We start from the raw sequence: 15,766 nt of genomic DNA on the forward strand, positions 1-15,766 counted from the left end.
GTGACCTGCTGGATGACCAGGCCGAGCAGGACGTAGTTGGTGTTGGAGTAAGAGAAGCGGCCGGGTGCGGCCGGGGGGTGGGTGAGTGCGATGCGTACGGCCTGACGGGGTGTGACGGGTGCCCTTCCGTCGGTGTTCGCGGTGAAGTCGGACAGGCCGCTGGTGTGGGTGAGCAGGGAGCGCAAGGTCAGCGCGCGGCCGTCGTTGCCCGCTCCCCGCACCAGGCCGGGCAGGTGCCGCTCCACGGTGTCGGACAGTGACAGCCGGTGCTCGGCGGCCAGTTGCAGCACGACCGTCGCGATGAACGTCTTTGTGATGCTGCCGGCGCGGAAATGGTCCGACCGGGCGATTCCGGGACCGGCGTGGGCATAGCGGGTGGTGCCTCCCTCCTGGGCCAGCAGGGCCGCGGCGGGGGCTCCGCCCCGGGTCGTGAGCAGCGACAGCACCGCGTCCGCGGGCGAGGCGGGGAGCGCCGAGGAGTCGGCCGGGGGCAGGCCGAGGAGGGCGACGGCCGCGGGCAGGGCCAGCAGTGTCCGAATCGGCGGCATGCGGGCTCCTCCCTCGTCAGGGCCCATCATGCAAGGCGGCGCGGGGCGCGGGGCACCCGGGTTCCGGGTGGCCGGGCCCGGCGCCCCGTGCCCAGGGGCCCCCTGGGCACGGGGCACTTGTCGGGTGAGAGACAATGGAGGCTCTGTCAGGGCGGGTTGTATGAGGGGACGCATGTCGGAGGCGGAGCGGGCGGGCACATCCCGTCAGGACACTCGTCAGGACAACAGGGAGCGTCTCCTGGCGGGGCGCTACCGGCTGGGCGAGGTGCTCGGCCGCGGCGGCATGGGCACGGTGTGGCGCGCCGAGGACGAGACGCTGGGGCGGACGGTCGCCGTCAAGGAGCTGCGGTTCCCGACCAACATCGACCAGGAGGAGAAGCGGCGGCTGATCACGCGGACGCTGCGCGAGGCCAAGGCCATCGCGCGGATCCGCAACAACAGCGCCGTGACCGTCTTCGACGTCGTCCAGGAGGACGACCGGCCCTGGATCGTGATGGAGCTCGTCGAGGGCAAGTCGCTCGCCGAGGTCATCCGGGAGGACGGCCTCCTGGAGCCGAAGCGGGCCGCTGAGGTCGGGCTCGCCGTGCTCGACGTGCTGCGGTCCGCGCACCGCGAGGGCATCCTGCACCGCGACGTGAAGCCGTCGAACGTGCTGATCTCCGACGACGGCCGGGTCGTGCTCACCGACTTCGGCATCGCCCAGGTCGAGGGCGACCCGTCCATTACCTCGACCGGCATGCTCGTCGGCGCGCCCTCTTACATCTCCCCGGAGCGGGCGCGCGGCCACAAGCCGGGCCCGGCCGCCGACCTGTGGTCGCTCGGCGGTCTGCTGTACGCGTCGGTGGAGGGAACGCCGCCGTACGACAAGGGGTCGGCCATAGCGACTCTCACCGCGGTGATGACCGAGCCGCTGGAGGAGCCGAAGAACGCGGGCCCGCTGACGGAGGTCATCCACGGGCTGCTCACCAAGGACCCGGCCAAGCGGCTCGACGACGCGGGCGCCCGGGCGATGCTGAACTCCGTCATCCACGCGCCGGAGAAGACCGAGCCGGAGCCGCTGGACGCCACGAAGGTCGTGCCGCTGCCGAAGCAGCCGGACAAGGCCTCCCGCAAGGGTGGTCCGGCGGGTGCCGGGAGCAAGCGGGGTGAGGAGGCCGGGGAGCGGCTGCGCGGGGCGCTGCGCTCCGTGCGCAAGGCCGCGGCCGGACCGGCCGCGGCGTCGGCCGCGACCCCCGCCAAGTCCGAGGACGACAAGGCCGCTTCCGGCTCCAAGGCCGCTTCCGGACCCAAGGACGAGGCGGCCGCCCGGGGCGCAAGCCCGTCTGCGGCGAAGTCGGGTCCGAAGCAGACCTCGGGTGCGGCGGCCTCCGGGGCCGGTGAGCGGGCCGCGCAGGACGCGAAGGCGACCTCCGAAGGGCGGAGTTCGGGGTGGCCCGTCATGCCGCCTCCGGACCTGCCGCCGCGGCAGGTGCCCCGGGCGCCGCTCACCGACGTGGTGTCGCGGCGGACCCTGATGATCATCGCCGTGGTCGTGGTGCTCGCCGTGCTCGGCACGGTGCTCACCATCGCGTTCAGCGGGGACGACAAGGGCGCGAAGGGAGCCGGGGGCGAGAGCGGCGGCAAGACCGTCGCCACCGCGTCGGGCAGCGCCGACACCAAGGGCGACGAGAAGGGCGGCACGAGCCCGGACAACACGGCGACGCAGCCCGCGCCGTCGGGGCCCGCCTCGAACACCGAGACGAGTGGCGGTGCGAGCGGATCGGCCGGCGACGGGGAGGACGGGTCCGCCGGAAAGGGCACCGCGGCGGAGTCGACCCACCAGGGGAACCAGGGGTACTCGATCGGCCTGCCGAAGGGGTGGAAGTTCCAGTCCACGGGCTCCGCCGGCGACCGGTTCACCGGGCCCGACGGGCAGAAGCTGCTCGTCGCCTGGACGTCCACGCCCAAGGGCGACCCGGTGGCGGACTGGAAGAGCCAGGAGCGCTACATGCAGCGCGCGGAGTACAAGAAGATCCGAATAGAGAAGGTGGACTACCGCGGCTGGAACACGGCCGACTGGGAGTTCACCTACCGGGAGAGCGGCACCAAGTACCGGACGATCGACCGCGGCTTCGTCGTCGACGACTCCCAGGGCTACGCGCTGATGTACACGGCGAAGGCGGCCGGCTGGGACGGTGAGTCGCGCAAGGAGACTTGGCGGACGCTGACCAAGACCTTCGAACCCAAGTCCTGAGCATGAGCGTCCCCGGGTTTGGGGAGGCAGATCTGGCATCCTCACATTGCGGGTTGCCTGCGGCACGTATCGTAAATATTTGCGGTCCGTGCGCAGCCGGAACGGACCGTGGGGCGAACGGATGTGACCGACCGGGCTGACGGGGGAGGCAACGTGGACGACTATGCGGGCCGGGTACTCGCCGACCGCTACCGCCTGCCGCTGCCGCCGTCCGACGAGTACGAACTCACCGAGACCCGGGCCTTCGACACCTACAGCGGACAGGAAGTCCTCGTCAGGCAGGTGCCGTTGCCCGAGGTGGTCGAGGCCGAGGTCCTCGACGCGGAGGGGCTGCCCGACGGCTTCACCGCGCGTGACGGTGGTGCGCGGCGCTCCGGTGCGCGTCCGGGCCCCCGGCGGCCCGCGGACCCGGTGGTACGGCGCGCGGTCGACGCCGCCCAGGCCGCCGCGGCCATTCCCGACCATCCACGGCTCGACCAGGTCTTCGACGTGTTCGCCGAGGGCGGTTCGCTGTGGATCGTCAGCGAGCTGGTGGCCGCGCGTCCGCTGGCGGCGCTGCTCGCCGAGAAGCCGCTGACGCCGTACCGGGCGGCCGAGGTCGCCTCCGACGTTCTCATGGCGCTGCGGGTGCTGCACGCCCACGGCTGGGTGCACCGGAACGTCACCGCGCGGACGGTGCTCGTCTGCGACGACGGCCGGGTGATGCTGACCGGTCTCGCGGTGGGCGCGGCGGAGGAGGCACTGTGCGGGTACGACCCGGTTCCGGCCGCCGAAGAGCCTGAGCGGGGGCCGGCCCACGAGGGCGGTGCCGGGCCGGTCAACGGCGTCGGAGGCCCGGGTGGCGGCGCCCCGGCCGGCCTCGGTGGCGCGGCCGATCCCGAGGCCGCGCGACGAGCCGCCATAGAGGCACGGGAGGCCAGGGGACTGCCCGCGGCCGGGGGTGACACGCCGGGCGGTGGCCCGGCCGTGCCCGCCCGCAGGAGCGTGGACGACAGCGGTGACCCACGGGCCGCCCGGGCCGGGGCCATCGCGGCCTACCGGGCGGGTGCCCGGGCCGCCGCACGGGTCCAGGAGGCGCAGGAGGGCGGCCGGGCCGCCCTGCCCGGTGCCCGGTCCGCCCCGGGCGGAGGGCCCACGCCCCATGGCAACGGCTCGGCGCAGTCGCCGTACATCCCCGGGCAGGGCCCGGCACCCGGTGCGGGCCCGCCGGGCCGGATAGCCGACCCCTATGGCGTGGGCGGCGCCCCCCGGACGACCGCCTGGCACGGTGCCACGCCCCGGGGCGGAACCGGCGGCGCTTCCTTGCCGCAGGGGCCGGAGCAGGCGGCTCTCCCACCGGCTTCGGACCCCGCCGCCCAGGGCTCGCCCGCCCGGTGGGACGAACTGGTCGCCGAGACCCCCGCACCCCGGCGCGGCCCGGCCACGGCCCTGGCAGCCGAGCGGGCACGGCAGGCGCGGATGGCCGTCGTGGGCCCCGTGACGGAGCGCTGGGCGCCCGAGCAGGCCGGACCCGTGCACGAGAACTGGCAGCTGGCCGCCCCGATCGGTCCCGCGACCGACCTGTGGGCGCTCGGCGCGCTGCTCTTCCGCGCCGTACAGGGGCATGCGCCCTACCCGGAGGAGTCGACGGTCGAGCTGGTGCAGATGGTCTGCGCCGAACCGCCCGCCTACGCCGAGGAGTGCGGACCGCTCCGGCCGGTGGTGGAGTCGCTGCTGCGTCAGGACCCGACCGAGCGCCTCGACTTCGAGGAACTGCGCGGCTGGCTGCGCTCGCTCGTACGCTCCGCGCCCGAGCCGGAGGCCGGGGTGCACGTCGTCGCGGCGCCGCCCGCCGACGCGAGCCGGCTGCCCGTCGTACGCCGCCGGGGCGAGCTCGTGCGCAGGCGGAAGGCCGGGCTGCCCGCGCACCACGGGCGGCACAAACGGGCCAAGCGCGAGTCCCGGTCGCCGAACCGCCTCGGCCGCACCCTGCTCCTGCTGGTCCTGCTCGTGATGGCCGCCGCGATCGCCTACGCCATGCTCTTCATGCCCAAGTCGAAGACCGACGGCGCGGACGGCACGGGCGGCACGGACCGTGCCGGTTCCGCCGGTGAGGTCAGCCAGGCGCCCGAGCCGGACGCCAGCAGCGAGCCCCGGCCCGACCAGACGTCGCCCGAGCCGGAGAAGAGCCCGTCGACGTCGGCCGGTTCCGCGGAGACACAGACCTCGGGCCCCGATGTCGCCGACGGTTTCACCCTGCGCAAGGACTCCGCCGGGTTCCAGGTCGCCGTGGCCAAGGGCTGGGACCACACCCCGCGCAACGGCAGCGGCCAGGTCGTCTACGCGAAGGGCGACTTCGAGCTCATCGTCGTACCGGGCCGGGACAGCGCAACGGAGTTCGGCAGTGACCCGATGGCCTACCAGCGGGAGAGGGAGCGCGAGTTGCAGCCGTACCGCGACTCCAGCTGGGCCACCTCCACCGGGCTGAAGACGATCGAGGTGGGCGGACGGACCATGGCCGAGGGGCAGTTCACCTGGACCGGCGGCGACGGGGGCGAGCTGTATGTGCGCAACCTCGCGATGCTGGTCGACGGTCGGTACCACGTGGTCCAGGTGCGTGGGCCGGAGGCCGAGCGGGACGAGGTGACGCGGCTGTACGAGCAGGCGGCGGCGACCTACAAGGCGACGGGCTGAGGGCCCGGCGCGCCGCCTGTACGCGGTAGTTCAACCTCTGGTTGCCTCGCGTCCCGACAGGCGACAACCGTCACAGTGCGGTCACCGTGGTACCCCGCTTGTTCCCTGGGGAGGGGCGGGTCCTTACGCTGACCCTGTCAAGACCATTGCGGGGCAACGTGAATCAGATGCAGGGCCAGCTCGTCGCGGGCCGCTACCGGCTCGCCGACTCCATCGGCAGCGGCGGCATGGGCCGGGTGTGGCGCGCCCACGACGAGGTGCTGCACCGGTCCGTCGCCATCAAGGAGTTGACGGCAGCCCTCTACGTCTCCGAGAGCGAACAGGCCATCCTCCTGGCGCGCACCCGGGCGGAGGCGCGGGCCGCCGCGCGGATCAACCACTCGGCGGTCGTCACGGTGCACGACGTGCTGGAGCACGACGGCCGCCCGTGGATCGTGATGGAGCTGGTCGAGGGCCGCTCGCTGGCCGACGCCGTCAAGGAGGAGGGACGCGTCGAGCCGCGCGAGGCGGCACGCGTCGGCCTCTGGGTGCTGCGGGCCCTGCGCGCCGCGCACACCGCCGGTGTCCTGCACCGCGACGTCAAGCCGGGCAACGTCCTGCTCGGCCGTGACGGACGCGTCCTGCTCACCGACTTCGGCATCGCCCAGATCGAGGGCGACACGACCATCACGCGGACCGGCGAGGTCGTCGGCTCCGTCGACTACCTGGCGCCCGAGCGGGTGCGCGGCCACGACCCGGGCCCGTCCTCCGACCTGTGGGCGCTCGCCGCGACGCTCTACACGGCGGTGGAGGGCCGGTCGCCGTTCCGCCGCACCACCCCGCTGACCACCATGCAGGCGGTGGTCGAGGAAGAGGCCGCCCAGCTGCAGCACGCCGGTCCGCTCGGGCCCGTCATCACCGCCCTGCTGCGCAAGGATCCGGCCACCCGGCCCGACGCGTCCGAGGCCGAGCGGATGCTCGCCGAGGCGGCGGAGGGGCGGCGGCCGAACGGGGCACAGGCGTACGTCCCGACGCAGTACGGGGGGACGCCGTACCGGGACGTCCACAGCGGCATGGGCACGGCGGGCACGGGCACGACCGGCCCGGGCCTGTCCGGCACCGGCTCCGGGTCGCACACCCGGACGCCGCTCCCGCCGTTGGCCGGCACCCCCGCGGGCGGTGCCCCGGCACCCGGGACGCCGGTGTCCGGGACCCCCGTCGCGGGCCATCCGACGACCGGTGCCACCACGGTCGGTCCGACGGCGACGGGCCCGCAGGGGCCCGGGGCGCAGCAGACCGGTTCGGGCCGGCGCCGCCGGCTGCGTACGCTCGCCCTCGTCGTCGCGCTCGCGGCCATCATCGGCGGGACCACCGCCGTGGTGCTGCAGCAGTGGAACGAGGGCCGCCAGACGCCAGGGGGCGCCTCCGTCTCGGCGGGTACCACGAGCACGCCGCAGCCCGGGGGAGTTCCCGACAGCTGGGTCCGCCACGACGACCCCGCGGGTTTCAGCCTCTCGCTGCCCAAGGGCTGGAAGCGCAAGCCCTTCGGTCCGCAGGGCGAGCTCAAGCAGATCGACTACACGCCGGACGGCGGACGGCACTTCGTGCGCATCGCCGTCGACACCTCCCCGGACTTCGCCGACCCGTACGCGCACCAGCTCGACCTGGAGCAGCAGATCAAGGATCTGGTCGACTACAAGCGGATCGCGCTGGAGCGCAACGTCTACCGTGACCGGGGCGGCGCCCTGTGGGAGTACACCTGGACCGCGCGGGCGAAGGACACCCCGTTCCCCGGCCCGCGCCGCGCCATCGAGGAGACGTACGTCGCCCGCGACGGCACCGAGTACGCGCTCTACATGTCGTCGCCCGCGCAGGACTGGGCGAAGGCGCGCAAGCAGTTCACGTCGCTGCTCCAGGGCTGGCAGGAGAAGACCTCCTGACGCAGAGGCCTGTCGGGGCAGAGCCCCGCTGACGCGGGGCCGTCTGTTTCGGCCACCCGTGAGCGCCGCCCCGGAGCCGGTCCGTCCGGTGGGGCATGATTGCCGCATGGGGACCGAGGGGCACAACACGCGTGTCATCGCGGGCCGCTACCGGTTCGAGGAGAGACTCGGGCGCGGTGGCATGGGCGTGGTGTGGCGGGCGACCGACCAGCTGCTCGGCCGGGGCGTGGCCGTCAAGGAGCTCCCCTACGACGAGACGCTCTCCGCGGCGGAGGCGCGCCGGCAGCGGGACCGTACGCTGCGCGAGGCCCGGGCCGTCGCCCAGCTGAGCCATCCGCACATCATCGTCGTGCACGATGTCGTCGAGGACGACGAACGCCCTTACATCGTCATGGAACTGATCGAGGGCGGCTCGCTCGCCGACCGGGTCGCCGCCCGGGGCCCGGTCGACGCCGCCGAGGCCGCACGCATCGGCATAGACCTGCTCGGCGCCTTGCGCGCGGCGCACGCGGCCGGGGTCCTGCACCGGGACCTCAAGCCAGCGAACGTCCTGCTGGAGGCCGGGACCGACCGGGTCGTCCTCACCGACTTCGGCATCGCCCAGGTCGCGGGCGCCCCCACCCTCACCGAGAACAACTCCTTCGTCGGCTCGCCCGAGTACACCGCGCCCGAGCGGATGTCGGGGGCCAGGACCGGGCCCGAGTCCGACCTGTGGTCGCTGGGCGCGCTGCTGTGCGCGGCCCTCAGCGGTGAGTCGCCGTTCCGCCGCGACTCGTTGGGCGGCATCCTGCACGCGGTCGTCGCCGCCGAGATCCGGCCACCCGCGCAGGCCGGGCCGCTCCTGCCCGTCGTACAGGGCCTGCTCGAACGCGATCCCGACCGGCGGCTGGACGCGGACCGGGCGGAGCGGATGCTGCGGGCCTTTCGCGACACGGGCCGGACGCCGGAGGCGCCGCCGCCCGGGTATGTGCCGACGGTACGGGACACACCGGGCGGACGGCCGGCGGGCACAGCGCAGGAGGCCGCCGAACAGCAGCCGTTGATGCCGCCGGCGGGCATGCCCGCACCGGGCCGGCTCGCCGAACAGCTGATGCGGCAGCCCACCCGGAGAGTGCTCGTGGCCGCGCTGCTGGTCGCCGCGATGGCGGGGGCCGGAGTGTCGGCGGCGGCGCTGCTCATGGACGAGGGCGGCGAGCCGGGAGGAGGCTCCACACCGACGAGTTCGGCTCCCGAGACGCCCACGACCCGCCCCTCGTCCCCGAGCGCCCCCGCACCCACGACCACCCCTGTCGGCTCTCCTACCGGCACAAACGGGAGATAAGTCCTCGGCCAGGGTCACGGGTCTGTGACCGGTTCGCGGCATTGGTGGATACGTAAGCGCTTGGCGCGATATGGATGACCCCATGAGCAGCGACGGGGGATCCAGATCCGGGGCCGAAGAGCCGACAAGTTTCGTTCTGCAACCGCCCAACCCATCGGCGCCGGTACCGGGCAACCCGTACGCGACGCCCACCCAGGTCGTGCCGCCCCGCTCGGCGGCCCCGGCACCGGCGGCGACGCCGGTGGCCGAGGATCCCGGTGCCGGTCGGCTCATCGCCGGGCGCTACCGGCTGATCGCCAAGCTCGGGCACGGCGGCATGGGCACGGTGTGGCGGGCCGAGGACGAGACGGTGGACCGGGAGGTCGCCGTCAAGGAACCCCGTGTCCCGGATCATCTTCCCGAGCGCGAACGCGCCAATGCCTTCGAGCGCATGCGCCGCGAGGCGCGTGCCGCGGCCCGGCTCGATCATCCGGCCGTGGTCGACGTCCACGACGTGGCGGTCGTGGACGACCAGCCGTGGATCGTGATGGAGCTGGTGCGGGGCCGGTCGCTGGGCGACGCGCTCCAGGAGGGCACCCTGTCCGCGCGCGAGGCGGCCCGGATCGGCCTGGAGGTGCTCGGCGCGCTGGAGGCCGCGCACGCGGCGGGCATCCTGCACCGCGATGTGAAACCGGACAACGTGCTGCTCGGCCGGTACGACCGGGTCGTCCTCACGGACTTCGGCATCGCCCAGATCGAGGGCGAGACCAATCTGACCGACACCGGCGGCTTCGTCGGCTCGCCCGAGTACATCGCGCCGGAGCGGGTGCTGGGCCAGCGCCCGGGCCCGGCCAGCGACCTGTGGTCCCTCGGCGTGGTGCTGTACGCGGCGACGGAGGGTGTCTCGCCGTTCCGCCGCAGCAACACCCCCGCCACGCTGCAGTCCGTCCTCAACGCCACGCCCGCGCCGCCCGCCTCCGCCCCGGGCCCGCTCGCCGAGGTCATCACGGGCCTGCTGCACAAGGACCCGGCCCGCCGCCCGAACGCCGCACAGGTGCGTGCCCGGCTGGAGGCGGCCGCGAACCCGCCCGCCGCTCAGCCCACCCAGGCCGTCCGGGCCCCTGGCGAGGGCACCGGCAGCCGGGGCATTCGGCTCGGTCGCAGGGCCTGGACCGGACTCGGAGCGGTGGTCGTGGCGGCGGCGGTGGCGGCGTACCTGGTGATCGCGGATCCCTTCGCCGGGCCGTTGCCCGACGGCTGGCAGACCAAGCAGGAGAAGAGCCTCGCCGCGTCGCTGGCCGTCCCCGCCGAGTACCGGCGGACGGTGCCCGACGGGGAGCGGGACCAGGAGCACTGGGTCACGTACACCGACTGGAGCGGCAGCATCTGGATCGGCCTGAGCCTCTACAAGAAGGCGGAGGACACCGGCGGCAGCATCGCGGGCTCCGCGGCCGCCGAGATGTACGACGACGACAGCGGGTTCAAGGAGAGCGGCAGCTACGACCTGGACATGCCGAAGAGCCCGAGGACGAACCCCAAGGTGACGACGTACAGAGGCAAGAAGGCCGCCGAGAACACCGTCGTCTACGACACCGACGACAGCGAGAACCCCCGCCCCCGCGAGCTCCGGATGTTCTATTACGGGACTCCCGGCGGCGACATGTACAAGCTCACCGTCAGCTACCCGGGCAAGGGCGACTTCACCGAGCGCGGGCGTGAGGTGGCGAGCACGGCGATCGCGAACCTGGACATCGACGGGACCTGAACCCGCCCCTCCAACACCCCCGGAAAGCACCCGCGTCGACAATTGCCCGCCCCGCGCGGTACTGATGGGGCATGAGCAACGACGGGGGCGGGACGGGCGCTCAGGGCCGGCTGATCGGCGGGCGCTACCGGCTGATCGAGCGCATCGGCTCCGGCGGGACGGGCACGGTCTGGCGGGCCCGCGACGAGCTCGTCCAGCGTGAAGTCGCCGTCAGGCAGCCCCGGTTGCCGGGCGGCCCCCAGGACGAGAGCCACCGGCGTGCGGCCCACCGGCTCCACCGCGAGGCCCGGGCCGCAGCCCGCGTCGACCATCCCGCGGCCGTCACCATCCACGATGTGGTCGTCGAGCCGGAGCGGCCGGAGGAGCGATCGGGCCCCACCGGCCCCGATGAGCTCGACGCGACCGAAGCCCTCGACGGACTCCCCTGGATCGTCATGGAGTTGGTGGAGGGCGAGTCCCTGCACGAGAGACTGCGACGCGGCCCGGTCGAGGCACGCGAGGCCGCCCGGATCGGCCTCGACGCCCTCGGTGCCCTGCGCGCCGCGCACTCCGTGGGCATCGTGCACCGGGACGTCAAGCCCGCCAACGTGCTGCTCGGCCCCGGCCGGCGAGTCGTCCTCACCGACATCGGCATCGACCACGCGGGAGGCGAGGAATCCCTCACGGCCGGCGGGGAGTTCGTCGCCCCCGAGCGGCTGTCCGGCCGTACCGCCGGGCCCGCGTCCGACCTGTGGTCCCTGGGCGCCCTGCTGTACACCGCCGTGGAGGGCTCGTCCCCGTTCCGCCGGGACACGCCGGAGGCCACACTCGCCGCGATCCGAGCCGCCGAGCCGCCCGGGCCGGAGCGGGCCGGACCGCTCGGGCCGCTGATCGGCCGCTTGCTGCTCCCGGACCCCGAAGAGCGGCCGGACGCCGAGGAGGTCGCGAAGGAACTGGAGTCCGTGGCGGGACCGCCGCCCCTCGTTCCCGTCGCGGAGATACCCGCCGGGGACGTGGCGGAGATACCCGCCGGGGACGTCGCGGAGATACCCGCCGGGGACCCGGAGGCCGAAGACATAGAGGAGCCGGCGGACGACCCCGGCCCCGGCCCGGGAGCGCACCCGGACGCGACCCCCGCACCACCGGAGCCGCCGAAACGGCACAGCCTCCTCCGCCCCGCCCCCCTCGCCCTGCTCAGCGCACTGCTCGCCGGAGGCATGGGCGCCGCCACGCACCTCGACGGCGCCGGCACCGCGGAGAGCGCCGAACAGACCGCCGACACGACGGACACCTGGACCCCGCACCACGACCCGGACCTGGCGGCCGTACTCCGTCTCCCGCGCCACTACCGCGAACTCGACCGGACCGGCAGCGCGACCGACCAGCCCCGCACCGTGCTCTACGGCGACGAACGGGGCGGCACGGTCCAGGTCCGCCTCCTCCTCTGGGACCGGGCCCCGGACTCCCCGATGGACCAGGCCCGGAAGGCACCCGTCGTCCAGGGGGACACGCGCTACGCCCGCACCGTCGTCCAGGGCCACCAGGCCGCCCTCGCCGACACCGCCTACCTCGCGGACGAGAGCCCCCGACGGGTCATGCGCGTGCTGTTCCGCACCGGCGACGACCGCATGTACGAACTGCGCGTCGACATGCCCAGGGGCACACCCGAGGAGGAGGAAGGCACCTCGGTGTTCCAGGGCGCCCGCGACCGGCTGGGGATCGGCTCGGGATCGTAAAAGGCTGAATTACACCGACTGTCACCGCACAACGCCCTGATCAGGGGGTTTGTTGCCAGCAGCCACTGGCGCCGTGTGTGCACTCGGTGAAGCCGTATTACCGACGGGTACCCAAAGCCCCCGCCGGGGCATACTCTGCCGCTCATGACGGACGCGCACGCCCCGGAGAAGACCGGCACGGCACAGACCGGCACGAACCCGCTCGCCCCCGCCCCGGAGGGCGCCCGCACCGCCGCCGACGTGGTCACCCCGGAGCTGGTCGCCCAGCTCACCAAGGGCGTGGTCGGCTCCGGTCGCACCGCCAACCACACGCCGTTCACCGGGGAGAAGCTGGCCGACCTCCCCGAGTCGACGCCCGAGGACGTGGCGAAGGCCTTCGAACTGGCCCGCACCGCCCAGGCCGTGTGGGCCCAGACGCCGGTACGGCAGCGCGCCGCCGTCCTGCTCCGCTTCCACGACCTGGTGCTGGAGCGCCAGGCCGAGGTGCTCGACCTGATCCAGCTGGAGACCGGCAAGGCCCGGCTGCACGCCCACGAGGAGGTCCAGGCCGTCGCGATCGCCGCCCGGCACTACGGCCGCAAGGCCCCAGCCTACCTCCGGCCCAAGCGGCACGCCGGTGCCATGCCGACGCTCACCAAGGTCACCGAGCTGCGCCACCCGCGCGGTGTGATCGGCCAGATCGCCCCCTGGAACTACCCCCTGGAGCTGTCCGTCGGCGACGCGATCCCGGCCTTCGTCGCGGGCAACGCCGTCGTCATGAAGCCGGACACGGAGACCTGCCTCACCGCCCTGTGGGCCCGCGACCTGCTCATCGAGGCCGGCCTGCCCGCCGATGTCTTCCAGGTCGTCCTCGGCGACGGCCCGGTCGTCGGCCCCGAGGTCGTCCGGCACGCCGACTACGTCTCCTTCACCGGCTCCACCCGCACCGGCCGCGAGGTCGCCCAGGGCGCCGCCGCCCGGCTGGTCGGCGTCTCCCTCGAACTCGGCGGCAAGAACGCCATGCTGGTGCTGGAGGACGCCGACATCGAGAAGGCGGCGGCCGGTGCCGTCCGCGCCTGCTTCTCCTCCGCCGGCCAGCTCTGCATCTCCATCGAGCGGCTGTACGTCCACGAGTCCGTCGCCGACGCCTTCCTGGAGCGCTTCGCCGCCCGTACGAAGACCATGCGCCTCGGCAGGTCGCTGTCGTACGGCGCCGACATGGGCTCCCTGGTCGGCGAACGCCAGCTCGAGACCGTCACACGGCACGTGGACGAGGCGGTGTCCAAGGGCGCGAAGGTCCTCGCCGGCGGGACGGCCCGCCCGGACATCGGCCCGTACTTCTTCGAGCCCACGATCCTCGACGGGGTGGAGACGGAGATGTCCGTCTGCGCCGAGGAGACCTTCGGCCCGGTCGTCTCCGTCTACCGCTTCAAGGACGAGGACGAGGTCATCGAGCGCGCCAACGCCACGGCGTACGGCCTGAACTCCTCGGTCTGGACGAAGAACGCCCGGCGCGGCCAGGAGGTCGCCGCCCGGCTGCGCACCGGCACGGTCAACATCAACGAGGGCTACGCCCCCGCGTACGGCAGCGTCCAGTCGCCCATGGGCGGCATGAAGGACTCGGGCCTCGGCCGCCGCCACGGCTCCGAGGGCATCCTCAAGTACACCGAGGCCCAGACGGTCGCCCACCAGAGGGTTCTCCCGATGGCCCCCTCCCTCGGCATGGACGACGAGAAGTACGCCCAGTTCATGAGCCGCAGTCTCCGCCTGATGAAGGCATTCCGGTTCCGGTGATGTTTTTTGGGGGCGCGGGACTCTATCGATTTTGCGGCTCCGCCGCGTGAGCGCGACCAGCCACAGACGGCCCGCACGGACACTCAACGAGGAGAACACGTGCCTCAGGACGCTTACGACTACGACGTCATCGTGGTCGGTTCAGGCTTCGGCGGCTCCGTAACCGCCCTGCGCCTCACCGAGAAGGGCTATCGCGTCGGCGTCCTGGAAGCCGGCCGCCGCTTCACCCGCGAGTCCCTCCCCAAGAACTCCTGGGACCTCAAGAACTACCTCTGGGCGCCGAAACTCGGCATGTACGGAATCCAGCGCATCCATCTGCTGGGCAACGTCATGGTCCTGGCCGGCGCGGGCGTCGGCGGCGGTTCCCTCAACTACGCCAACACCCTCTACGTCCCGCCGAAGCCGTTCTTCGAGGACCCGCAGTGGCGTGACATCACGGACTGGCAGGACGAGCTGAAGCCGTTCTACGACCAGGCCCGGCGCATGCTGGGCGTGCGGCTCAACCCGACCATGACCCCGTCCGACGTGCATCTGAAGGCCGCCGCGGAGCGCATGGGTTGCGGCGACTCCTTCCATCTCGCCCCGGTCGGCGTCTTCTTCGGCGACGGCGAGGACGCCGACGGTACGGCCAAGGCGAAGCCGGGCCAGGAGGTGCCCGACCCGTACTTCGGCGGCGCGGGCCCGGCTCGCAGGGCCTGCGCGGAGTGCGGCGAGTGCATGACCGGCTGCCGTCACGGCGCGAAGAACACCCTCAACGAGAACTATCTGCACCTGGCCGAGAAGGCCGGCGCCGTCGTCCACCCGCTGACGACGGTCGTCTCGGTCACCGACGACTCGCGCGGCGGGTACGCCGTCGCCACGCTCCCCACCGACGACCGCCGCAAGGCGAAGGGCCGCACCTACACGGCCCGTAAGGTCGTCATCGCCGCAGGCACCTACGGCACCCAGACCCTCCTGCACCGCATGAAGGCGGGCGGACAGTTGCCGTACATCTCCGACAGGCTGGGTGAGCTGACCCGCACCAACTCCGAGGCCCTGGTCGGCGCCCAGACCGACGACCGGCGCTACCGCAAGGCCCACGGCGGCCGGAAGGCCGACTTCACCCGGGGCGTGGCCATCACGTCCTCGATCCACCCCGACGAGAACACCCACATCGAGCCGGTCCGCTACGGCAAGGGCTCCAACTCGATGGGCGGCCTGTCCATCCTTCAGGTCCCCTACGCCGGTGGTGGCTCGGGCACCTCGCGGGTCCTGGGCTTCCTCGCCAACGCGGCGAAGCACCCCCTGCTGGTGCTGCGTTCCCTGTCCAACCGCCGCTGGTCGGAGCGGACCATCATCGGCCTGGTGATGCAGTCGCTGGACAACTCCCTGACGACGTATCTGAAGCCGTCGGGCGCAGGCCGCGGTCTGCTCACCGCACGGCAGGGCCACGGCGCCCCCAACCCCAAGCAGATCAAGGCCGCCACGGAGAGTGCCTCGGCCCTGGCCGCCGAGATCAACGGCTTCGCGGGCTCGAACGTCGGCGAACTGATGGGCACCCCGCTCACCGCCCACTTCCTGGGCGGCTGCCCCATCGGCGCCTCCCGCGAGACCGGCGTGATCGACCCCTACCACCGCCTCTACGGCCACCCCGGCATCTCGGTGGTCGACGGCGCCGCGGTCTCCGCCAACCTGGGCGTCAACCCGTCCCTCACCATCACCGCCCAGGCCGAACGGGCGATGTCGTACCCGTTCTTCTGCGGCTGCACCCGCGCGACCAGGCGGCGTACGGGGTAGCCGCTCGGGCACACGCTGCCCGACGGGCTCACCTGGGTGCCGTTGGCCGACATGCCCCCGAGCC

Annotated in this window: 9 protein-coding genes; 8 read left to right on the plus strand and 1 reads right to left on the minus strand. The window is 73.2% G+C overall.

Annotated features, from left to right (window positions below; all coding sequences use genetic code 11):
* Window positions 1-548: serine hydrolase domain-containing protein (locus ACWIF2_RS36660; protein WP_454365467.1), on the minus strand; the 548-nt coding region annotated here is incomplete at its 3' end.
* Window positions 549-720: 172 nt separating this feature from the next.
* Between ACWIF2_RS36660 and ACWIF2_RS36665 the strand changes: the two genes are divergently transcribed.
* From ACWIF2_RS36665 to ACWIF2_RS36700, 8 genes are all read left to right on the plus strand, one after another.
* On the plus strand, window positions 721-2,781 hold the full coding sequence (locus tag ACWIF2_RS36665; RefSeq protein WP_454365468.1) for a protein kinase domain-containing protein: 2,061 nt from the start codon (window positions 721-723) through the stop codon (window positions 2,779-2,781).
* 153 nt (window positions 2,782-2,934) lie between these two features.
* Window positions 2,935-5,454: a protein kinase gene (locus ACWIF2_RS36670; RefSeq protein ID WP_454365469.1), complete on the plus strand. Its 2,520-nt coding sequence runs from the start codon at window positions 2,935-2,937 to the stop codon at window positions 5,452-5,454.
* A gap of 167 nt (window positions 5,455-5,621) precedes the next feature.
* A complete protein-coding gene (locus ACWIF2_RS36675; RefSeq protein ID WP_454365471.1) occupies window positions 5,622-7,373 on the plus strand; it encodes a protein kinase domain-containing protein in 1,752 nt (583 codons plus the stop codon).
* 106 nt (window positions 7,374-7,479) lie between these two features.
* Window positions 7,480-8,694 (plus strand): protein kinase domain-containing protein, encoded by a 1,215-nt coding sequence (locus ACWIF2_RS36680; protein ID WP_454365473.1) that lies wholly within the window; start codon window positions 7,480-7,482, stop codon window positions 8,692-8,694.
* An 82-nt stretch (window positions 8,695-8,776) separates the two neighbouring features.
* A complete protein-coding gene (locus ACWIF2_RS36685) occupies window positions 8,777-10,438 on the plus strand; it encodes a serine/threonine-protein kinase (RefSeq protein ID WP_454365474.1) in 1,662 nt (553 codons plus the stop codon).
* 71 nt (window positions 10,439-10,509) lie between these two features.
* Window positions 10,510-12,153 (plus strand): serine/threonine-protein kinase, encoded by a 1,644-nt coding sequence (locus ACWIF2_RS36690; protein ID WP_454365475.1) that lies wholly within the window; start codon window positions 10,510-10,512, stop codon window positions 12,151-12,153.
* 144 nt (window positions 12,154-12,297) lie between these two features.
* Window positions 12,298-13,926 (plus strand): succinic semialdehyde dehydrogenase, encoded by a 1,629-nt coding sequence (locus ACWIF2_RS36695; protein ID WP_454365476.1) that lies wholly within the window; start codon window positions 12,298-12,300, stop codon window positions 13,924-13,926.
* A 99-nt stretch (window positions 13,927-14,025) separates the two neighbouring features.
* Entirely contained in the window at window positions 14,026-15,702 is a 1,677-nt protein-coding gene (locus ACWIF2_RS36700; protein WP_454365477.1) for a GMC family oxidoreductase N-terminal domain-containing protein, read from the plus strand.
* Window positions 15,703-15,766 lie beyond the last annotated feature (64 nt).

The sequence above is a fragment of the Streptomyces sp. NPDC055506 genome (genome assembly GCF_053643595.1).